This is a genomic window from Pseudomonas sp. (assembly GCF_050739935.1).
Classification (GTDB): Bacteria; Pseudomonadota; Gammaproteobacteria; order Pseudomonadales; family Pseudomonadaceae; genus Aquipseudomonas.
Genome location: NZ_JBOICF010000039.1, coordinates 1 through 20,833 on the forward strand (window position 1 = coordinate 1; position 20,833 = coordinate 20,833).

At 60.9% G+C, this 20,833-nt stretch carries 16 protein-coding genes and 1 pseudogene; 13 read left to right on the forward strand and 4 right to left on the reverse strand.

The window, feature by feature from the left end; all coding sequences use genetic code 11:
* Positions 1–160, reverse strand: a pseudogene (locus tag ACRER8_RS06270) (MFS transporter); the annotation flags it as partial.
* A 3-nt stretch (positions 161–163) separates the two neighbouring features.
* On the opposite strand from ACRER8_RS06270, the gene ACRER8_RS06275 reads away from it, so the two are divergent.
* The 7 genes from ACRER8_RS06275 to ACRER8_RS06305 all read left to right on the forward strand — a co-directional run bounded on the left by ACRER8_RS06275 (position 164) and on the right by ACRER8_RS06305 (position 7,654).
* Positions 164–412, forward strand: coding sequence for a LysR substrate-binding domain-containing protein (locus tag ACRER8_RS06275; protein WP_431745481.1), 249 nt, complete (start codon positions 164–166; stop codon positions 410–412).
* Positions 413–540: 128 nt separating this feature from the next.
* On the forward strand, positions 541–1,251 hold the full coding sequence (locus ACRER8_RS06280; protein ID WP_431745482.1) for a CerR family C-terminal domain-containing protein: 711 nt from the start codon (positions 541–543) through the stop codon (positions 1,249–1,251).
* 241 nt (positions 1,252–1,492) lie between these two features.
* Positions 1,493–3,712 (forward strand): CoA transferase, encoded by a 2,220-nt coding sequence (locus tag ACRER8_RS06285; protein ID WP_431745483.1) that lies wholly within the window; start codon positions 1,493–1,495, stop codon positions 3,710–3,712.
* Between the two features lie 29 nt (positions 3,713–3,741).
* Positions 3,742–4,479: an SDR family NAD(P)-dependent oxidoreductase gene (locus ACRER8_RS06290; RefSeq protein ID WP_431745484.1), complete on the forward strand. Its 738-nt coding sequence runs from the start codon at positions 3,742–3,744 to the stop codon at positions 4,477–4,479.
* Between the two features lie 30 nt (positions 4,480–4,509).
* A complete protein-coding gene (locus ACRER8_RS06295) occupies positions 4,510–5,811 on the forward strand; it encodes an acyl-CoA dehydrogenase family protein (protein WP_431745485.1) in 1,302 nt (433 codons plus the stop codon).
* Positions 5,808–6,860: a phosphotransferase family protein gene (locus ACRER8_RS06300; RefSeq protein WP_431745486.1), complete on the forward strand. Its 1,053-nt coding sequence runs from the start codon at positions 5,808–5,810 to the stop codon at positions 6,858–6,860. The genes ACRER8_RS06295 and ACRER8_RS06300 overlap by 4 nt, the downstream gene beginning before the upstream one ends.
* Positions 6,861–6,883: 23 nt before the next feature.
* Entirely contained in the window at positions 6,884–7,654 is a 771-nt protein-coding gene (locus ACRER8_RS06305; protein ID WP_431745487.1) for an SDR family NAD(P)-dependent oxidoreductase, read from the forward strand.
* Here the strand turns inward: ACRER8_RS06305 and ACRER8_RS06310 are convergent.
* Together ACRER8_RS06310 and ACRER8_RS06315 are read right to left on the reverse strand one after the other, a co-directional pair.
* On the reverse strand, positions 7,640–8,284 hold the full coding sequence (locus ACRER8_RS06310; RefSeq protein ID WP_431745488.1) for a TetR/AcrR family transcriptional regulator: 645 nt from the start codon (positions 8,282–8,284) through the stop codon (positions 7,640–7,642). The two genes, ACRER8_RS06305 and ACRER8_RS06310, sit on opposite strands and share 15 nt — an antisense overlap.
* Positions 8,285–8,356: 72 nt before the next feature.
* Positions 8,357–11,950 (reverse strand): indolepyruvate ferredoxin oxidoreductase family protein, encoded by a 3,594-nt coding sequence (locus ACRER8_RS06315; RefSeq protein ID WP_431745540.1) that lies wholly within the window; start codon positions 11,948–11,950, stop codon positions 8,357–8,359.
* Positions 11,951–12,167: 217 nt separating this feature from the next.
* Here ACRER8_RS06315 and ACRER8_RS06320 point away from each other — a divergent pair, with 217 nt between their 5' ends.
* The 3 genes from ACRER8_RS06320 (at position 12,168) to ACRER8_RS06330 (ending at position 15,122) form a co-directional block, all read left to right on the forward strand.
* Entirely contained in the window at positions 12,168–13,094 is a 927-nt protein-coding gene (locus tag ACRER8_RS06320) for a quinone oxidoreductase family protein (RefSeq protein WP_431745489.1), read from the forward strand.
* A 3-nt stretch (positions 13,095–13,097) separates the two neighbouring features.
* Complete coding sequence (locus tag ACRER8_RS06325) at positions 13,098–14,009, forward strand: LysR family transcriptional regulator (RefSeq protein ID WP_431745490.1); 912 nt, start codon at positions 13,098–13,100, stop codon at positions 14,007–14,009.
* A 90-nt stretch (positions 14,010–14,099) separates the two neighbouring features.
* Complete coding sequence (locus ACRER8_RS06330; protein WP_431745491.1) at positions 14,100–15,122, forward strand: amidohydrolase family protein; 1,023 nt, start codon at positions 14,100–14,102, stop codon at positions 15,120–15,122.
* Positions 15,123–15,176: 54 nt separating this feature from the next.
* Here ACRER8_RS06330 and ACRER8_RS06335 read toward each other — a convergent pair whose 3' ends face one another.
* Positions 15,177–16,022 carry an SDR family oxidoreductase gene (locus tag ACRER8_RS06335; protein ID WP_431745492.1) on the reverse strand — a complete coding sequence of 282 codons (846 nt, stop codon included), beginning with the start codon at positions 16,020–16,022 and terminating at the stop codon, positions 15,177–15,179.
* A gap of 434 nt (positions 16,023–16,456) precedes the next feature.
* Between ACRER8_RS06335 and ACRER8_RS06340 the strand changes: the two genes are divergently transcribed.
* From ACRER8_RS06340 to ACRER8_RS06350, 3 genes are all read left to right on the forward strand, one after another.
* Entirely contained in the window at positions 16,457–18,118 is a 1,662-nt protein-coding gene (locus ACRER8_RS06340) for a DUF1302 domain-containing protein (protein WP_431745493.1), read from the forward strand.
* A 30-nt stretch (positions 18,119–18,148) separates the two neighbouring features.
* Entirely contained in the window at positions 18,149–19,513 is a 1,365-nt protein-coding gene (locus ACRER8_RS06345) for a DUF1329 domain-containing protein (protein ID WP_431745494.1), read from the forward strand.
* Between the two features lie 121 nt (positions 19,514–19,634).
* Complete coding sequence (locus tag ACRER8_RS06350; protein WP_431745495.1) at positions 19,635–20,795, forward strand: WD40/YVTN/BNR-like repeat-containing protein; 1,161 nt, start codon at positions 19,635–19,637, stop codon at positions 20,793–20,795.
* Positions 20,796–20,833 lie beyond the last annotated feature (38 nt).

Here is a 20,833-nt window from a genome sequence, read left to right on the forward strand (position 1 = left end):
AGATGGCGAACATGATCATGTAGCCGGTGTGAATGTCATTGATGGACTTGTAGTAGTCGAACACCCAGCCGCCGATCTTGGTCATGACCACGCCACCCAGGCCGCCCGCCATGCCGCCGATGCCGACCACGGAGGCCACGGTCTTCTGAGCAGACAGATCCAGTTGCTGGAACAGCAACTGGGCGTGGTGCTGATCGAAAGGACGTCCCGCTCGGTGTCGCTGGTCAGCGCCGGGATGGGCGTTGCGATCGTTCCCGAAGACTCGCGCAACGCCTGTTTCGAGAATGTCATCTTCAAACCTGTACAGACCCAGACACAGTATGAGATCCACTCCATCTGGCGCGACGGCGAGAATGATCCGGCCATCTCGGCAGTGCGAGATATCATCCTGCGGGCCTGGGTTTCGAACTAGGGAGTCTGCACGGTCTCTTTTCATCTACGGCCGGGCGTCAGCATGATTTCATCGTCTTGAGAACTCGCACCTTCGCAAGTTCATGCGCATTACCATAGGGTCATGGAAAACAGGGCGTGGAGCAGCAGATGGCAAGGCACAAACCGGCAACGAAGGGCGGTTATCAGCGCGGTGAAAGCACCCGTGCTGCCATTCTCATGGCTGCCGTCGAGGTATTTGGAAGACGCGGTTATGAGGGCGCCTCGACCCGTGACATTGCCAAAGCCGCCGAGGTCAATGCGCCTGCCATTCAATATTATTTCGACAGCAAGGAAGGTGTGTATCTGCAGTGCGTCGAGCACTTGATCACACTGTTGTGGCAGAAGATGGGCGCTGCGGTTGAAGCGGCGGAAATGGCCGCTTCCGACAGAACCAGCGACGATCAGCGATTGATCGAAGCGGCTCTGGGGATTCTTGCAGCGGTGCTCGTTACTCAGGAAGACACCCACCATAGAAAAGCGTGGCGTGCGTTTTTCGATCGTCAGCAGGCGGGGCCGTGCCCCCCAAGCGCGACGGTTGCCTTCGAGCAAAAATTCAAAGGGCGCATCGACTCGGTAATGCGGCAGCTGATTGCTCGCCTGTCCGGGTTCGCTCTTGAAGACGAGCGTACGATCCTGCACGCCATGGCCTTGTTTACCCAGGGACTGGCATTTCGAGCGCATAAACCCAGGTTGGCGACAGCCCTGGGCCAGGAAAACGTCAGTCGCAGCCAGATGAGGCTGGCCAACGATATCGCGCTGACCCAGGCCCGTTTTACCTTGCACGGACTGGCGCAACGGAACCCATCCCTCACACGCTAGTTTTCTCCTGCCTATCACTGCCTTCTGAACTGGGAGTACGCCAGCACAAACGCTACTAACGTGGCTAGGTATCTGTGGGGTATCCACATCGCTCGCACACCAAACATATTCACATCGTTTATTCTACATTAAGAATTTAATTCCCATTATGGAATCGTGCTATTCCTCACTCTCATCCAGACGCGACATGGCTCAAAGGTGATGACCGATGAGCTGACATTCAAAATCGGGTGGGACAAAGATGAACGATGGTGTGCTGGACTCACTGCGCGTGATCGAGTTCTGTGAAGGGATTGCGGGGTCTGCGGCGGGACTGCAGCTCAGCGAAAGCGGTGCCGAGGTGATCAAGGTCGAGCTGGCTTCACAACCGCTCGAGCGCGGCGGTGCTTTGTTTTCGGTTCTCAATCGTGGCAAGCGCCATGTCTCGCTGGAATCCGTTGCGCAGCTGTTGACGTTGCTCGAGAGCGCGGACGTGTTCATTCACCAACTGACCCCGGCGCAGGCCGCTTCTAACGGACTCGACGATGGGTCGCTGAAACGACGGTTCCCCTCGCTGGTGGTGTCGGCCATTGGCGGCTGGCCAGCACGTCATGCCCTGGCAGACGCCGTGCCGAGGGAGACGCTGGTACTGGCACGCCTAGGTTTGCTGGACGAGCAGCCTGGCCATCGTCCGGGGCCGGTGTTCGTGCGCATGCCCTTCGCCAACTGGATTGCCTGCTGGTTGTGCGTGGTCGGCGTCATGGCGCGGCTGATCGCCCGCGACCGGGATGGTCGTGGCGGTGTCGCTCACACGAGTCTGGCGCAGGCGGCCCTGGTGCCCATGAGCATGCATTGGTCCCGAGCCCAGACGCCCACCCCCGTTTTTGCAAAAGGGCTGGATAAGCACATCCCCATCCCGTTGCACCGCTGCAGCGATGGCCGCTGGCTGCATGTGCATTATTCCCCGGACAAGGCCCCGCTGATGGCGCATGCGCTCGAAGCGCTGGGCCCTGCTGAAGTTGCGCGGCTTAATGCCGCCTGGCCGGAGAGTCACGTGGCGCCTAACTTTGGCGCCAACCGGCACATTTTTGCCACGCGTCCCGCACAGGAATGGGTCGAGCATCTCTGGCAATGGGACGTCGCGGCGCAAATCGCAGCGCCGTTTGGTGCGGTCTACTTCGACGAGCAGGCCCGGATCAACGGCTATGTCGTGAAGGTGAACGACCCACTGCGTGGCATGACGCTGCAGCCGGGGCCTTGTTACTCGGTGCAACCGCCTGCCAGGCTGCGCGGTCCGTCGAGTCTTGGCAGCGAGGGCATCCACAGCATCGAAGCGCGTTCCCCGGCACCCGTGGTGGCCGGCGCCTCCCCGTGTCACCTGCCACCGCTGGATGGCTTGAAGGTGCTGGATCTGGGGGCTTATCTCGCGGGGCCGTTTGCCTGCATGCTGCTGGCTGACCTGGGGGCGCAGGTGATCAAGGTCGAGTCGCCCAACGGCGATGCCATGCGCCGACTGGAACGCACTTTCAGCGGTACCCAGCGCGGCAAGCGTGGCGTTGCATTGAAGTTGGGAGAGGCTGCAGCCCAGCCTGTAGTCGAGGCGCTGGTGCGCTGGGCTGATGTCGTTCATCACAACATGCGCCTGCCGGCCGCGCGCAAGCTCAAGGTCGATTACCCGAGCCTGAGCGCGATCAATCCCTCGCTGCTCTACTGCCACGTCAGCGCCTATGGTCCTGATGGCCCTCGTGCGGACTGGCCCGGCTTCGATCAACTGATGCAGGCCGCGTCTGGCTGGGAAACCGCGCAGGGTGGCGAAGGCAATCCTCCGCAATGGCTGCGCTTTGGTGTCGGCGACTTTTTTGCCGGTTTGTCGTCCCTGTATGCATTGCTGCTCGGCGTCTACGCCCGCAACCGCACGGGAGAGGGGCAGATGGTCGCCTCGTCGCTGTTGGGGGCGACGCTGTTGACGATGGCCGAAGCCGTCGCACTGGATGACGGGTCCATCACCGAAGTGGATGTCCTGGACAGTGCGCAGACCGGCCTCAGCGCGGTGCATCGCCTCTATGTGTGCGGCGACGATGCCTGGCTGGCCGTCGCGGCACTGCACGGCGATGAAGCTGCGCGTCTGTTGGCCTTGCTTGGGGCCGAACCCGGCGTGTGGTTCCTGAGCCGAACCCGTGGCCAAGCCATTGCCGAACTCAAGCGCCACGGGATCGCAGCCGAAGCGGTGCGCCAGGATCAGCGCGACGCATTCCTGGACGATCCACAGCACGCTGCGGCGGGCTTGCACGCTCACTATCCCCATCCGGTATACGGCGATCTGCAACAGGTGGGCGGCTTTTGGGATTTTGGCAATTTGCCGCTCAAGCTCGATCGTGCCCCTCCGGCCTTGGGGCAGCACAGTCGTGAAGTGCTGGCCGAGTTGGGTTTTGACGACAGTGAACAGCAGCGCCTGGTCGAGGCGGGCGTGCTGCGCCTTTGAATGCAACGGGTCATCGAGGAGCAAGCGCAATGGAGGAACTGGATTTCAGCGGCAAAACGGTACTGGTGATCGGCGGGTCCAGCGGGATCGGCAATGGCATTGCGCGCAGTTTTCTGGAGCGCGGTGCAACGGTGTATGTCTGGGGAACGCGCCCCAGCGCCGATGACTACGCCGACTCGCCCGATGCATGCCTTGAAGGGTTGCATTATTGGCAAGTCGACGTGGCAAAGGCGACGCAGATCGATGCTGCGCCCACGCCGTTCGAGCGCCTGGATGTGTTGGTTCAGGCCCAGGGCACCGTGCTGTATGACCGGCAGGAGTTCGAGCCCGAGGGGTTCAGTCATGTCGTTGAGGTCAACCTCATCAGCCTGATGAGCTGCGCGCGCAAGTTTCATGCGCAGCTCAAGGCCGCGCAGGGAGCCATGATCATCATCAGCTCGGCGGCGGCCTTTCATTCCACCCGCGGCAACCCGGCCTATAACGCTTCGAAGACGGGCGCTTTCGGGCTCACCCGCACCCTGGGCGAGGCGTGGGCCCGCGATGGCATAAGGGTCAACGGCATTGCACCGGGGCTGGTACAGACCAAGCTGACGCGCGTCACGACCGACAACCCCAAGCGTCTCGAAGGCGCTTTGCGCGCCATTCCCTTGGGACGCCTGGGCACGCCCCAGGACATGGCCAATGTGGCTATTTTTCTCGCTTCGCCATTGGCCGCCTACATGCTCGGGCAGACCTTGCTGGTCGACGGCGGGATGCTGCTGGCTTGATTCAGGATTGCGAACAGACGAGGAGGGCTCATGGCCTGGGACTTTGAAACCGATGCCGATTTTCAGGCAGAACTGGACTGGATCGACAGATTCGTGCGCGAGGAAGTCGAGCCTCTGGAGCATGTCCTGGGCAGCCCTTGGGACATTCACGATCCGCTGTTCCAGTTATTGGTTCCGCCGCTGCAGGCGCAGGTACGTGAACGTCGGTTGTGGGCCTGTCATCTGGGGCCGGAGCTGGGAGGGGCCGGGTATGGGCAGGTTCGTCTTGCACTGATCAACGAGATTCTCGGACGCGCCTTGTTCGCGCCCATCGTCTTCGGTTGCCAGGCGCCTGATTCGGGGAATGGCGAGATCCTTGCGCATTTCGGCAGCGTCGAACAGAAACGCCGGTATTTGCAGCCGTTACTGGATGGCTCGATCGTCTCGTGCTTCGCCATGACCGAACCCCAGGGCGGGGCGGACCCGAGTGTATTCACCACCCGTGCTACGCGGGAGGGCGATGGCTGGGTGCTCAATGGCGAGAAATGGTTCGCCTCCAACGCGCGCTACGCCTCTTTTCTCATTGTCATGGCGGTGACCGATCCTGAGCAGGGAGGGCACGGCACGATGTCGATGTTCATCGTGCCCGCCGATGCACCGGGCTTGACCATCGAGCGCAACGTGGGGATCGCCGACGACCCGCAGGCTACCCACGCGTACCTGAAATTCGACGGCGTGCGACTGCCCGCCGACAGCATGCTGGGCGAGCCAGGTCAGGCTTTCGTGGTGGCGCAGGTCAGGCTCGGTGGCGGGCGCGTGCATCATGCGATGCGCGTCATCGGCCAGGCGCGCAAGGCATTCGATGCACTGTGTCAGCGTGCATTGTCTCGCAGCACACAGGGCAGCCGCCTGGCGGACAAACAGATGGTGCAGGAGAAGATCGCTGACTCGTGGATCGAGCTGGAACAGTTTCGCCTGTTGGTCATGCGCACGGCGTGGCGCATCGACAAGTACCAGGACTACCTCAAGGTTCGCAAAGACATTGCCGCCGTGAAGGCCGCCATGCCCAAGGTCCTGCATGACATTGCAGCTCGGGCGTTGCAGATTCACGGGTGCCTTGGCGTGAGCGACGAGATGCCGTTTGCCGGGTTGATCATCCGCTCCTTTCAGATGGGCTTGGCCGACGGGCCGACTGAAGTGCACAAAATCACTCTGGCCCGACAGGTGCTGCGCGACTACAGCGCTGAAACCGACATGTTTCCCGCCTGCCACCGGCCAACCGCAGCACGGGCTGCGCGGGAAAAATTTCATGGGGCACTGGAGTCCTTGGCGCTCGCCGGCGGTGACGCATGACCGGCATCGCTTGGCAGGCGCTGGTCGATCTGCGCCGTCTGGCTGACTGGATGGATCGGCAGGGGCTGGGCAGTGGCCCGATCGAACACCCGCGGCGCCTGACCGGCGGCACCCAAAACTTGCTGTTGCACCTTGTGCGGGATGGACGCGAATACGTATTGCGTCGCCCGCCGCAGCATCCCCGTCAGGATGGCAGCAGGACCATCGCGCGCGAAGCGCGAGTACTCGCGGCACTGGCCGATACTTCGGTGCCCCATGCGGCGTTGATTGCAGCCTGTGATGACCCTTCGGTGCTTGGGGCAGGCTTTTATCTGATGGAGCCTGTCGCAGGTTTCAATGCCAGCGCAGGGATGCCGGCGCTGCATGCCAACGATCCGCGCATGCGTCAGCGCATGGGCTTTGCCATGGTTGACGCATTACTCAAGCTCGGCGAGGTCGACTACCGACAGGTGGGCCTCGAGGGTTTCGGCAAGCCCGAAGGTTTTTTGCAGCGTCAGGTTCAGCGATGGCTGTCGCAGCTTGAGGGCTATCACGATTACCAGGGCTGGCCTGGCACCCAGAGCCTGCCTGATGTCGGGGTTATCGCAAAATGGCTGGAGCAGCGTTGCCCGGCGCAGTTTTCGCCAGGCATTCTGCATGGCGACTACCACCTAAACAACGTGATGTTCAGCCTGCACAACGCCGAGATCGCCGCCATCGTCGATTGGGAACTGGCGACGATCGGCGATCCTTTGCTTGACCTTGGCTGGTTGCTGGTGACCTGGCCCGGTGCCGATGGGCGAGGCGCGGGAACCATTCACGTTCAACCCTGGGAGGGATTTGCAACGGTCCAGGCGCTCATCGAACACTACCGCCACGCCACGACACGTAACCTGGACGATCTGACCTGGTACATCGTGCTAGCGGGTTTCAAGCTCGGCATTTTGCTCGAAGGCAGCTATGCAAGAGCCTGTGCCGGAAAATCCCCCATGGATACCGCATTGACCCACCACGCGAGTGCCTTGCGCCTGTTCGAACAGGCCCGCGTGCGCATGGCCGGGGAGCCCTGAACGCTTTTTATGGGAGGCAGCAAATGGCAATTGACCGACAACTCGATGGCAAGAACATCATCGTCACCGGCGGGGCTCGAGGCATCGGCGCAGCGGTGGTCAGCGCCTATGTCGAACAGGGGGCGCGCGTCATCAGCCTGGACATCGTCAACCAACAGGACCTGGCAAGCGATCACGGGCCGGGGTGGGTCTTTCACCGCCAGTGCGACACTGCCCAAAGCCAGTCGGTGGACGAAGCGTTTGCCTGGGCGGCCCAGCGGCTGGGCGGACTGGACGTGCTCGTTCACGCCGCCGGGATCGCTCCCAACGCCATGGCACAGGACATCGAGCTGGATCAGTGGGAGCAGGTGTTCGCGGTAAATGCCAGAGGCACCTTCCTGACCAATCGGGCGGCCTATGGACTGATGAAAGACGCAGGTGGCCGGATCATCAATTTCGCCTCTGCCGCCGGAGTCATGGGACAGCCGGGCAAGGCGCACTACGCGGCGAGCAAGGGCGCGGTGCTGGCGTGGACCCGCACTGTCGCCCGTGAGTGGGGACCGCTGGGCATTACCGTGAATGCCATCGCCCCAGCCATGTGGACACCCATGTACGACGCCACCCGCGCCAGCATGAGCCCGCAACAGCTTGAGCAGCATGACGCGTTCATGGCTACGCATATTCCGCTCGGCGGGCGCCTGGGAGACGCCTGCACCGATCTCGCACCGCTGCTGGTGTTCCTGGCGGGCGAGGGATCACGTTTCATCACCGGCCAGACCCTGCCGGTGGACGGCGGCATGTTAATGCTCAGTTGAGCCGGTAGCCGTCGGCATTGCGGTAGGCAGCAGCACGGCATGGATCATTTTGGTGTGCAGGCCCACCGTGGTGGTCAGCGAGCTGGTGTGACCGGGACTGTGCCAGCTGCTGATCTCGTTGAGCATCGCCAGCATGCACGGGACCATCGTCTTGACGGGCACCTTGACGAAGCGTCCCTGGTCCATCCCCGCTTGCAAAATGGCCCCCAGTCGCTCGGCGGTGTCCTGGCGCAGTGCGTGAATCCTGCCTTGCTGACTGGCCGTCAGGCAACGGTATTCCAGGCGGGCGAGGAGCCAGCGTTGGCGGTGCTCAAAGGTAAAGGCGACGTGGCTCTTGATGAACGCGTTGAGCGCCTTGAGCGGATCGCACAGGATGAGCAATTTGCCTGGCAGCGCCTGCAGCAGGTCGGTTTCATAGGCTTCGATCAACTCGAAAAGCAGCGCATCCTTGCTCTCGATGTGGTTATAGAGCGAGCCCGCCTGCATGCCGATGGCGCTCGCCAGTTGACGAAGGCTGACGGATTGATAGCCGCGCTCGACGAACATTTGCAGGGCTGTGCTGCGGATCAGTTCATGGGGTGAGCGTGTCGTACCGGTAGGCATGACGTCTTGCGTGGCGAGAGCCTGCATGAGTAGCACCTCGAAAAGGAACGGTGAATGTGCGCCCGGCGGCCTGGCGCAGGCCGGCGGGCACAGACTGGATTACAACTGGGTCACGCGAATCCGCGCAGGCTGCACCTCGATCACGCCGCTGCTGTTCGCATTGGCCGCGTCAGTGCCATGCCATTGCTCCAGCAAGGCGGCCAAACGTTGCCGTGCATGTTCCAGATAACGTTCGCGTATCGGGCCGAAACCGCGCACGGCATCAGGCAGGTCGGCCAGTGACACCGCCAACGGGAGGTTATCGGCGTTGAGTGGGGGCAGCAGTTCGTCGAGCAGCGACTCGTAATCGGCCAGCCACTGCAGCTCGATCTTGCGTTCATGGGTGCGCCCAAAAGGATCGAGCCAGGTGTTGCGCAGCCATTTGAGGCGTGCGAGCACCTTGAAACCTTTCATCATCCACGGCCCGTAACTGCTCTTGCCTGGCGCTACACCGTTGACAGCCTTGTGCAGCAGCGGCGGGGCGAGGTGAAACCGCAAGCTGTAGTCACCTTCGAAGTCCGCGTGAACCTTCTTCAGGAATTCGCCATTGCTGTACAGTCTGGCAACCTCGTATTCATCCTTGATCGCCAGCACCTTGAAGTAATGACGCGCCACTGATTCAGTCAATGCACCGGGTTGCCCCGTCAGTATGGTCTCGGCCACCGCGAAGCGCTCCACTCGCTGGCGATAGCGTCTGGCGTAGGCGGCGTTCTGGTAGTGAGTCAGGTAGTCGACGCGACGATCGATGCGCTGCTCCAAGGTCTGCGCCATTTCGCGATCGGTGCCCTGGACCTTGAGGGTTTGCAGCCGTGCAACCAGGCGCGGCATGTCCACCGCCGCGCGCCGCCCCCAGAGGAACGCCGTACGATTGAACTCGACGGCTGTCCCGTTCAATTCGATGGCTTGCATCAAAGCTGGCTCGCCCACAGGCAGCCAGCCCTTCTGGAAGGCAAAGCCGAGCATGAAGGTGTTGGTCGCAATGGAGTCGCCCATCAGGGCGGTTGCCAGCCGGCTGGCATCGACGAACAGCGCCTGGTTTTCGCCCACTGCTTCATTGATCTGCCGCGCCATGTCCTGGCTGCGAAACACCGGATCGGGATGGCTTTCCAGGTCGCCGCTTTCAGCCTGTGCGGCAAACCGGCGCACGAAAGCGCTGGTGACGCTCTGTTCGGTATTGATCAGCGCGTGGGTTACTTCATGACGCAGTTTGACCAGCGTTTCACCACTGGCGCTGACCACCAGATCGCAGCCGAGCAGTAAATCGACTTCGCCCTCGGCGATGCGTGGTGCATGGAGCTGTTCCTGGTGTTGAGCAATGCGGATGTGCGACCACACTGCACCACCTTTTTGCGCCATGCCGGCCATGTCCAGATTCAATACGCCTTTGCCCTCGATGAACGCGGCCATGCCCAGCAACGCACCAATGGTGACGACACCCGTGCCGCCGACGCCCGTGACCAGAATGCTGTAGGGCTGATCGAGCGCGGGTGAGGGTGGGTCTGGAAGCACCCACTGTTCCTGGACATCGTCGGCCAGCGCCTTGGGTTTGCGAGGCCTGCCACCCTCGACAGTGACAAAGCTGGGGCAAAAGCCTGACAGGCATGAAAAGTCCTTGTTGCAGGACGACTGATCGATTTCCCGCTTGCGCCCGAATTCGGTTTCGACCGGCACCACCGACATGCAATTGGACTGACTGCTGCAGTCGCCACAGCCTTCGCAGACCGACTCATTGATGAGTACACGCCGCGCCGGATCCGCGAACTTGTCACGCTTGCGTCGACGACGTTTTTCGGCGGCGCAGGTCTGATCGTAAATCAGCGCGGACACGCCGGGGTATTCGCGGAGCTGCTCCTGAATGTCCTCCATGTGCTCGCGAGGGTAGACCGGTACATCCGGCGCAAGATCAGTCACGCCCTCGTAACGCTCGACCTCGTCGGTCACCACCACGATTCGCTGCACGCCCTCGGCTGCCAGTTGGCGGCTGATCCGGGCGACGCTCAGGGTGCCGTCCACCGGCTGACCGCCGGTCATGGCCACCGCGTCGTTGTAGAGAATCTTGTAGGTCATCGGCACCTTCGCCGCGACTGCGGCGCGAATCGCCAGGAGTCCGGAATGGAAGTAGGTGCCATCACCAAGGTTAGCGAACACATGGGGCGTGCGGGTAAACGGCGCCTGACCGATCCAGGCCACGCCTTCGCCGCCCATCTGGCTGAATGTCTGTGTCTGCGGGTAGATCCACGCGGCCATGTAGTGGCAGCCGATGCCCGCCAGCGCGCGACTGCCGGCAGGCACCTTGGTCGAGGTGTTGTGTGGACAACCCGAGCAGTAATGGGGTACCCGATCCATCAGATTGGCCGGGGCCTGGCTGCCAGCCAGCTGTGCATCCAGCACGGCCAGGCGCACCTGCAGCGGGCCATTTGGATGAACCCGCAATATGCGCCGCGCCAACGCACGGGCGATGTGCGATGGCGTCAACTCACCCACGGCAGGCAGCAACCAGCCCGTGTGCGGCAGGCTCCATTCACCTTTTTCGTCGAATTTGCCGACGATGCGCGGGCGGACATCTTCGCGCCAGTTATAGAGTTCCTCTTTGAGCTGGTACTCGAGTAAGTGGCGCTTCTCTTCGACCACGATGATTTCTTCCAGCCCCTGGGCGAACTGCCTCACGCCCTCGGCGTCCAGCGGCCAGATCATCCCCACTTTGTAGACCCGCAGCCCGATCTGTTGGGCAAGCGTCTCGTCGATCCCAAGCAGTTTCAGGGCCTGACACACGTCCAGGTAAGACTTGCCAGACGTGATGATGCCGATACGAGGTCTGGCAGCGTCCATCACCACACGGTCGAGGCCGTTGGCCCGCGCATAGGCCAGCGCGGCATAGAGCTTGTGCTCGATCAGGCGTTTTTCCTGGGCCAGTGGCGGGTCGGGCCAGCGAATGTTGAGGCCGCCTTCGGGCAGGGCAATGTCCGGAATGACCGGTTGCACCCGGTCCGGATCAAGGTCGACGATGGCCGCGCTCTCGACGGTATCGGCCACCGCCTTGAGGGCCACCCAGCACCCGGAGTAGCGCGACATGGCCCAGCCATGCAGCCCGTAGTCCAGGTATTCCTGCACACCGGCCGGCGCCAGTACCGGCATCATCACAGCCTTGAACACATGCTCGGTCTGGTGGGGCAGGGACGAGCTGCGCGCACCGTGGTCGTCGCCCGCCACCGCCAGGACCCCGCCGAATCGGGACGTGCCCGCCGCGTTGGCATGGCGGAACACGTCGCCGCAGCGATCCACGCCCGGCCCCTTGCCGTACCACATGCCGAACACGCCATCGTAGGTCGCGCCTTCGAAAATATTCACCTGCTGGGTGCCCCAGACCGAGGTCGCCGCGAGGTCTTCGTTGACGCCCGGATTGAACACCGTGTGATGGGCTTTGAGGTGCTCGCGAGCCTTCCACAGCGCCTGATCGAACCCGCCCAGCGGCGAGCCGCGATAGCCTGAAATGAACCCGGCCGTATTCAGCCCATTGGCCAGGTCCCGCTGGCGCTGCATCAACGGCAGGCGCACTAGCGCCTGAATGCCGGTGAGCAGGACCTTGCCCGTGAGCTGAACATATTTGTCTTCCAACGAAGGTGCAGCGGACATGGCGTTCTCCGGTCTTGTTATACCCGTGCCTTCGAGGGCACGGCTGTTATGTCGGCGAGTCTGGCGATGCAGGGTTGAATCGTAAAATCACAAAATTGCGCGGACGCTATTTGAAAAACCGATACCTGAAGCACGGCAGTTAACGTAGCGCATTAAAATGTGAGACACAATTGCAAAATCTGTTCTATTATTTCGCCAAGTCCAATTGCTGACTACAACAATAAGAGGAGTCCGAACCATGCGTGCTGCTGTCATTCATGAGCGCAATGCCCCACCTGTCGTCGAGCAGTTCCCCGAGCCTCAGCCGCAAGACGGGTGTGTGCTGATCGATATGGACACCGCGGGCCTGGGCGGTTGGGACGTGCTGGGCGCTTATCGGCTGGGGGTCAGCTATCCCTGTGTCATCCGTGGTGAGGGCGTGGGCCGTAGTGCCGATGGCAGGCGCGTGTATTTCGGCGAGCGCTCGATCCAGCCTTTCGGCGCCTGGGCCGAGAGAACCCTGGTGCCGGTCGAGGAGGTGTGGGAGGTTCCGGACGACGTCGACGACAAGACCGCGATCAGTATGGGCATCGCCGCCACCGGTGCAGTGGTTCCGCTGGAGCTGGCCAATATTCAGAAGGGCGAAAAGGTGCTGATTCTGGGGGCGACCGGAACCCTTGGTCTGATTGCCCTGCAACTGGCACGACTGTTGGGTGCCGGACGCGTCGTCGGTGCCGCCCGTTCCGCCGAGGCGCTGGCCGGTCTCAAATCCCGTGGTTTTGCCGACCAAGTTGTGCGACTGGGCGGGGACGATGACAGCGCGGCGTTGAAGGATGCGGCCGAGGGCGGCTTCGATGTGGTCCTGGACCTGGTCTGCGGTCAACCGCTGCTGTCGTCGCTCAAGGCGACCAATCGTGGGGCGCGGATCATGACCATCGGCACCGGGGCAGGCCGCAAGATCGAGCTGGATATCGCAGACCTTCTGTTCCGCAACCTGTCCTGCATTGGTACCGGTCAACGTCCACCGGCAGACCGCCGGCAGATATGGGAACGCTTGCTGCGTACCGCGCGCGAACAGCGGATTCACGTCGATTACGCTGACTACACCCTGGAGCAGGCAGGTCAGGCCTGGGCCGATCAGGTCTCAGGTCCGCACGCCAAGATCACTGCGCGGGTTCGCGGTTGACCGATGGCGCGAACCAGCGACGTCTCCCTGCGTCAGTTGCGCTATTTCGTGGCCGCAGCCGACGCGGGTCAGTTCTCTCAGGCCGCATTGAGGGTTCACGTGTCGCAATCGGCAGTGACTGCCGCGGTGCTGCAGCTCGAAGAAGTTCTGGGGGTAAGTCTTTTTGATCGGCTGCCTCACGGCGTCGCGCTAACAGCCGAAGGGCACAAGTTCGTGCAGCATTCGCGGCATATTCTTGAAACGCTGCAAGACGCCTTGAGTGAGCCATTGTTTCTCAGTCATGCCATCGCCGGGAGCGTGCGGGTCGGAGCGTCGTATACGGTGCTCGGCTATTTTCTGCCGTCGTTGCTGGCAAGGTTCAAGCGCAGCTATCCGCAGATTGAAGTCGATCTGCTGGACCTTGACCGCGTGAACATTGAAAGCGCTGTCGCCCAAGGCGAACTCGATCTGGGATTGACCATCGTCTCCAACACCCAGCACCTGCACGTTTTCGAACACCGCGTGCTGATCCGTTCACCCAGGCGCCTGTGGCTGTCGAACCAGCATCCCTTGGCGAGCGAGGCCTTACCCCGCCTGGACGATGTCGCGGAGCATGCGTACATCCTCGCCACGGTGGACGAGGGGGAGGTGTCCACCCAGCGTTACTGGCAGGAAAAAGGCGTGACGCCTCGGGTCGCGCTTCGCACCTCATCGATGGAAGCGCTGCGCGGGTTGGTGGCCCATGGATTCGGGGTGACGATTCTGTCCGACATGCTCTACCGGGCGTGGTCGCTGGAGGGCAAGAAAATCGATATTCGCCCGCTGGCCGACGCCATTCCGCCCATGGAGCTCGGGTTGATCTGGCACCCGCAGAAAAAACTGAGCGAGCCGGCGCAGGCCTTCCGGCAATTTTTGATCATGGCCTGCACCGGTTGACCTTGAACTTCCTTGCTCGATCACTCCCCGGCGCTGCAATGCCGGTTATCAGCCGTGAACCTGGATAATTACAACAAGAAGGAGAAGACCATGCTCATCGATGTCCATGCACATTTGCTCACCAAGGGAATGCTCAACCAGCACGAGTTCTGGGGGCCATTCATGAAGACCCAGGGCCTGACCGTGGGGCATTTCTCACTGGGTACCAAACAGCCCGCCAAGGCCGCGACGGACGAAGAAGCCGAGGCCAATCTGCTTGCCAGGATGACCCATGCCAGCCGGCGGGCACTTATGGCCGAGCGGGGCGTGGACAAGCTTGTGTTGTCAACGCCATCCCACGCGTTCATGTATTGGGCTGGCGAGTTCGGCTCCGAATACACGCGAATCTGCAACGACGAGATCGCAGCGTTCTGTCGCGCCGATCCAGAGCATTTCGATTTCTGGTGCCACGCCAACATCGCCGAGCCCGAGACAGCGGCTCGTGAAATCGATCGCGCGGTCAGGGTCCTGGGTGCCAAGGGCGTCTGCGTGGGAGGCGCCAATTTCAACGGGCTTGAAGCCCATGACGAGAAACTGTTTCCAGTCTGGGAAAAACTGTCCGAGCTTGATGTGCCGATCATGGTGCACGGATACAACCAGTCGATCTGGCTGGGCGAGCGTCATACGCAGGACAAGTTCGAGACCAGTTCGATCGTCGGCGATTGCGTGGATGAGACCCTGTTCTTCTGGTACCTGATCAACGGCGGTGCGCTGGACGTTTTCCCCAATCTCAAAACCTACATCACTCACGCGGGCGGTATGGCGGTGTTTCAGCTGGGGCGGCTGAGCGAGCTGAATCGAGCCATGGCACCGGACTCAAGGAATAAACGTCCGCTGATGGACTACATGGACAACTTCTACTTCGACCTGGACGTCCATGCGCCGGCACTACGTCGCGCCGTGGCAGAAGTGGTGGGCAGCCACCGACTGCTTTACGGCACCAACTTCGGCGGCGCATACGATCATGGCGACCTGACAGAGGGCCTTGGGCTGAGCCAGGAAGAGCGTGAACGCATTCGCAGCGCCAACGCGATAGAGCTACTGAAGCTGAGTGTGCCAACCCCTGTGGTCTAGGCGTACAAGCGCCATTGCGAGCCGCGCCCGGCGCGGCTCGTTCCCCATCAGGGCTTATTGCCGATCGGCATTGCGCGCCTTGATCATGGCGGCGAAGTCACGCTTGAGCTGAGGGAAGTAGGCGATTTGTCCGCCCATGCCCCCGGCGATATCGATGGAGGCCGCACTGATGAAACTCGCGTACTCGCTCGCCAGAAACAGCGCCATTCCGGCGACATCCTCAGGCTTGCCATAGCGTCCGAGAGGGACGACTTTCATCACCATTGCGTCGAATTCCTCGCGACTCACGCCCGGGCCCATTTCCTTGTAGTGACGGTCCCATTGGCCGGTGTCGATCCAGCCCATGTTCAGACTGTTCACCAGAATGTTGTCCTTGGGCAGCGACATGCCGAGGGTTTTCGACAGCGCAATGCAGGACGCCCGATTGATCACCGATGGGATGCCGTCCGGTGTCGGGATCGCGCCCGCCAGCGCATTGATTTCGATGATTCGTCCCCATCGCTGTTCACGCATATGCGGGACGACCGCCTGGACGAAACGAAAATGGCCCATCTGCAACACATTGGCGTGCTCGAGAATGGCTTCCGGTGTGAGGGTGTCCAGATTGCCGCCGCGTCCCTGACCTGCGTTATTGACCAGCACATCGACCCCGCCCCACGCCTGCACCACCTTTGACACGAATGCCTGCACTGCAGCCGTATCGGTGACATCCACAGCCCTTGCGATGACGGCTTGCGCCTGCGCCGCGAGAACCTGGCCCGCTTCATTGACTGCTTGTTCGCTACGAGCGCAGATCGCGACACGTGCGCCTTCGACAGCGAAAGCCTTGGCGATCGCCAGGCCGATGCCTCTTGAACCACCCGTGACGATGACGCGCTTGGTGCTCAGATCGATATTCATCAATTTCTCTCTTTTTGTTTGGAGTGTCGCATTTCGCCTCGAAAGGCAGGCTAGAGCATGTTTGGCTGAAGCGATTAAGTCTCCTGCGAGCCGAAACATCAGGATACGTCCATGCAAAAACTTTAATTGAACAATAATATTAATTGTGTGCAGTATTGCCTCTGTAGCGAGCGGCTGCAAGGTGAGGAAGGGGAGCGCTAAACGATTCTTTAAATTCTGTATAAAGAATGTGAATCTTTATGTGGAATTTCAGAATCAGATCATTTACCTTGAGATTCAGCTGACGAGGTAGCGGTAAACAGAGGTGATGCAAACCTCAGTGGCCAATCGTCCGGCCTGAAACGAAAAAGCGATCTATCCTGCGGGACAGAGCGCGGAGCAGCAGGGCCTGGATGCACATAAACGACTGAAAATAAAAATAAAAGGTAGTTTGTATGAAAGAGATGACCAACCTGGGTCGCTGCGCGCTGACCCAGGGTGCTATCACGCTGTTGGTGCTGGGATGCGGACAGTCTGCTTTGGCCGCGTCCTTCGATTTGCCTAACCCTGACTACCGCTTGCGCTGGGATAACACGGTCCGTTACAACCTGGGCATGCGTACCGATGGGCAGAACAGCCGCATCATGAATACCCCGAACTATGACGAGTCGGACGGCAAGTTCGATCGGGGCGATATCGTGACAAATCGGCTGGATGTGTTAACCGAAATCGACTTCTCCTACCTGAACGACTGGGGTGCACGCCTCAGCGCCGCCGGTTGGTATGACCAGGCCTACCACGACGACGATGTAAAAAGTCGCGTCGCCGGCTACTCCACCAGCTATCAGAACGATCATTACAGTGGCGAAGTGAACCGCTACGTCCGCGGGCCTTCCGGCGAAATTCTCGATGCCTTCCTGTGGCGCAACTTCAACATTGGAGATACCCCTGTCAACGTGAAGGCCGGTCGTCACACTAACTATTGGGGCGAAGGCCTGTTATTCGGCGCCCACGCGGTTTCCTACTCCCAGGCGCCGAGCGATGGCGTAAAAGCAGCCACCAGCCCGGGTATCGAAACCAAGGAAGTGTTCCTGCCGGTCGGGCAGGTATCGGCCAAGGCTCAGGTGACCGACAGTCTTTCGGTAGCCGGTCAGTACTTCTATGAATGGGAACCCACTCGCATTCCCTACGGCGGAACCTATTTCGGTGGGGCCGACCCATTGTTCGAGGGGCCTGATCGCCTGCCATTGGCGGCCAATGGCTCAGTGCTCCAGCGTCAGAATTCGCGCTTCGGTCGCGACGGACGTAACTGGGGCGTGATGGCCAAGCTCAATGTCGAAGAGCTGGAGTCCACTTTCGGTGCTTACTATCGCGAGTTCGACGACTATCAACCCTGGCTTGCCCCGCAGGTCAAAGCGAGTTCGGGTCTGTATCGCGTGGTCTATCCGCGTGGCGTGAAGCTGGCGGGCCTGAGCTTTGCCCGGGTGATCAACACCGTGGCGGTGGGTTCCGAATTGTCCTACCGCATGAACGGCGCGCTAAATGCCACCGGCGTCAGCGCCGTCGATAACGAAGGGCCTCGTGGCGATACGCTTCATTTCATCGCCAACGCGGTGTACGGCGTGCCACGTAACTTCATTGCGGAGAACGCGACACTGGTCGGGGAGTTTGCCTACAGCCATCTGCTGCGTGTCACTGAACACGACGAGCTGTACAAAGGCGTCGGCACCGCCGCCTGTACCAATGGCCGGACCCCGGGCATCGCCGGCTCCGGTAGTGAGTCGGATGGTTGTTCTTCGAAAAACTACTACGCGGTGGCAGTCAACTACACCCCGCAATACATTTCAATTTTCCCGTCGTGGGACCTGGACGTACCGCTGACCGTCAACTACGGCTTGCACGGCAACGCGGCCACTGCCGGTGGTGGTAACGAAGGCGCGTTGTCCTACTCGCTCGGCGTCAAGTTCACCTACGCGCAACTGTACGAGTTTGGCCTGCGTTATGCAGATACCGACGCGCGTTCGAAAAATCTGGCAAATAACACCATCGGCGGTAACGGCGCCGTTGGCGGCACCGATCGTGGCTGGCTTGCCTTCACGTTCAAGACCTCATTCTGACAAATCCAATAAGAATCGGAGTAAGTGTGTATGAAGCGACAACTTGCCTTATCCCTGGTGTTGACGGGATTCGCCACCTGCAGCCTCGCAGCGGTACCGGCCAATGAGGCAGCGGAAATCGGGAAGACGCTGACCCCCTTCGGCGCCCTGTTGGCGGGCAACGCCGATGGCAGCATTCCGGCCTATACCGGCGGCCTGACCGCGGCCCCGGCAGGCTTCAAACCCGACAGCGGTTTTTGGGTAGATCCGTTCAAGGATGAGAAGCCTCTGTTTCGAATCGACTCGAAAAACGTCGACAAATACGCCGAAAAACTCAGCGAAGGGCAGAAAACCCTGCTCAAGAAATACCCCGATTACTACCTGGACATCTATCCGACTCACCGCACCACGGCGTACCCGAAAGCGGTGCTTGATGCTTCGGCGCGCAATGCCACCAACTGCCAGATCCAGAAAAATGGTCTGGCAGTCGACACCGCATGCCGCGGCGGACTGCCGTTTCCGATCCCCAAGACCGGCAACGAGGTGATGTGGAACCAGCAACTGCGTTACAAGATCGGTACCGGTTACTCGACCACGTCGTCGTCCAACAGCTGGGTGGTCGACTCCAATGGCGCGATTACCAAGACCGCCGAGCAGGCTACTTTCGAAGAAACCCCGTACTACCAGGTCAACCAGCAAGATCGCGATCCGACCCTGTACGCCCGGGTCTTCTCGCGAAACGACTATCCGGCGCGGCGTTCGGGCGAAGTGGTGATGCTCAACGATTATCTTGACCCGCAGGCCAAGGCACGCCGTTCATACAGCTACTCGCCGGGCCAGCGCCGGGTGAAACTGGCTCCCGAATTCAACTTCGATACGCCGGTAGCCAGCCAGGGCGGGGTGACTCTGTTTGATGAACTGCAGATGTTTTCCGGCAGCCAGGACCGCTTCGATTACAAGCTGGTCGGTCGCAAGGAAATGTACATCCCGTACAACGCCTACAAGTTCTACTTCACGGCAAAACAGGACGATCAGTTCAAGCCGCACTTCGCCAATCCGGAATACGAACGCTGGGAGCTGCACCGGGTGTGGGTCGTCGAAGCAACGCTCAAGCCGGGCATGCGCCACGTGTATGGCAAACGGACCTATTACCTCGATGAAGACACCTATGGCGTGGGCCTGTATGACGCATGGGACAAGAGCGGCGCGCTGTATCGCTCGATCTTCCTCAGCGGCGTGCAACTTTACGACAAGACCATTCCCTACAACGTCAAGAACGTCGTCTACGACTTCAACAAAGGGATGTACGCGTTGCTTAACGACGGTTTGAAGGGTGGGTACAAATTCGTCGAAAAACCGTTGGCCGAACGTGACATGAACATGGAAGCCGTGGTTGCTCGCGTCACGCAACGTTGAGGCAGGAACGGTTGGCGTGAAGGCCAGATCGGGCGCATTGCGCAGTCTCGATCCGGCGAACGAACCGTAGAGCAATGCCATCGGGTGACCAGTCCAGGTCGCCCGGATGAGGATAAAAATAATGATCAGCTCTGAACCTCATACCGTTTGCCACGCCGTACTGGCCAAGGAAAAATCATCGCGCCCGTGGTTCACCGCCGCGCGCGCCTGCCTGCTGACTGCCTGCCTCATAGCCGCCATGCAGCCCGTGCGGGCGGCACAAACGAGCGCTAACAGCGAGGTGCTGGACGCGCCGGCGCAATCGGTCGACGAGCGTTTGCCGGTACCGACTCTCTCGGTGGCGCGGGTTGGCGACGCATTGGTCGCAGTCGGTCCGCATGGCGTCATACAGCGTTCCTCGGACCATGGGCAGAGCTGGCAACAAGTGTCGAGTCCTGTTTCCAGCGATCTGGTCCAGGTGCGTTTCATCGATGATCGCAATGGCTGGATCGTCGGCCACGATTCGCTGGTCATGCACAGCAGCGACGCGGGCCAGAGCTGGACGGTACAGCTTGACGGCCGCAGCCTGATCAAGTTGCTGGCTGACTACTATCAACCGCTGGCCGACAAGGGCGACGAGGATGCGGCCCGGATCGTCAACGAAACCGCCACTGCCACCAGCACCACCGCCACGCCGGGGGTACTCGCCGCGCCCTTTCTGGATGTGCTGTTCGATGCACACGGCAACGGTTTCGTCGTGGGCGCGTTCGGCATGTTGCTGCATAGCAGTGACAACGGCGCTCACTGGCAGCCGTGGATCGAGCGCAGCGACAACGACCGGCGCATGCACCTGTATGGCTTGGCGCAGCGCGACGGCGTGTTTTACATCAGCGGCGAACAAGGACTGCTGCTCAGGCAGGACGTCTCCGGCGAGCGTTTCACGCACCTGGAACTGCCATACGCCGGAACCCTATTCGGCGTGACGGCCTTCGACGATCTACTGTTGGCTCATGGTCTGCGGGGGAACCTGTACGCCAGCCGCGACGATGGGCAGCAGTGGCAGAAGATCGAGACCGGCATCGGCTCAAGTCTGATGAGCGTCGTCGATCAAGGTAAGCAATGGCTGCTGGTCGGGCAGGGCGGTGAGCTGGTGACCCTCGATCCCGAAACGCTCAAGGTCAGCACGTTGCGTGGGGTCGAGGGCGGTGAGGTTTATGGCGCCAGCGGGACCGGCAAACCGGGACAACTGCTGGTATCGCGATTTACAGGCGCCAAGGTCGTGGATATCGCCACTGCCCAGTGAGTTTGGCAACGCATTGCAACGGCAACGACAGCTGTTTG

What these genes read in the sequence shown, in the direction of transcription:
- ACRER8_RS06320 (WP_431745489.1), top strand. Translation starts at nt 12,168, where the DNA reads ATGCGTGCTGCTGTCATTCATGAGCGCAATGCCCCACCTGTCGTCGAG.
- ACRER8_RS06295 (WP_431745485.1), top strand. Translation starts at nt 4,510, where the DNA reads ATGGCCTGGGACTTTGAAACCGATGCCGATTTTCAGGCAGAACTGGAC.
- ACRER8_RS06330 (WP_431745491.1), top strand. Translation starts at nt 14,100, where the DNA reads ATGCTCATCGATGTCCATGCACATTTGCTCACCAAGGGAATGCTCAAC.
- ACRER8_RS06325 (WP_431745490.1), top strand. Translation starts at nt 13,098, where the DNA reads ATGGCGCGAACCAGCGACGTCTCCCTGCGTCAGTTGCGCTATTTCGTG.
- ACRER8_RS06280 (WP_431745482.1), top strand. Translation starts at nt 541, where the DNA reads ATGGCAAGGCACAAACCGGCAACGAAGGGCGGTTATCAGCGCGGTGAA.
- ACRER8_RS06340 (WP_431745493.1), top strand. Translation starts at nt 16,457, where the DNA reads ATGAAAGAGATGACCAACCTGGGTCGCTGCGCGCTGACCCAGGGTGCT.
- ACRER8_RS06310 (WP_431745488.1), bottom strand. Translation starts at nt 8,284, where the DNA reads ATGCAGGCTCTCGCCACGCAAGACGTCATGCCTACCGGTACGACACGC.
- ACRER8_RS06335 (WP_431745492.1), bottom strand. Translation starts at nt 16,022, where the DNA reads ATGAATATCGATCTGAGCACCAAGCGCGTCATCGTCACGGGTGGTTCA.
- ACRER8_RS06305 (WP_431745487.1), top strand. Translation starts at nt 6,884, where the DNA reads ATGGCAATTGACCGACAACTCGATGGCAAGAACATCATCGTCACCGGC.
- ACRER8_RS06285 (WP_431745483.1), top strand. Translation starts at nt 1,493, where the DNA reads ATGAACGATGGTGTGCTGGACTCACTGCGCGTGATCGAGTTCTGTGAA.
- ACRER8_RS06345 (WP_431745494.1), top strand. Translation starts at nt 18,149, where the DNA reads ATGAAGCGACAACTTGCCTTATCCCTGGTGTTGACGGGATTCGCCACC.
- ACRER8_RS06290 (WP_431745484.1), top strand. Translation starts at nt 3,742, where the DNA reads ATGGAGGAACTGGATTTCAGCGGCAAAACGGTACTGGTGATCGGCGGG.
- ACRER8_RS06300 (WP_431745486.1), top strand. Translation starts at nt 5,808, where the DNA reads ATGACCGGCATCGCTTGGCAGGCGCTGGTCGATCTGCGCCGTCTGGCT.
- ACRER8_RS06350 (WP_431745495.1), top strand. Translation starts at nt 19,635, where the DNA reads ATGATCAGCTCTGAACCTCATACCGTTTGCCACGCCGTACTGGCCAAG.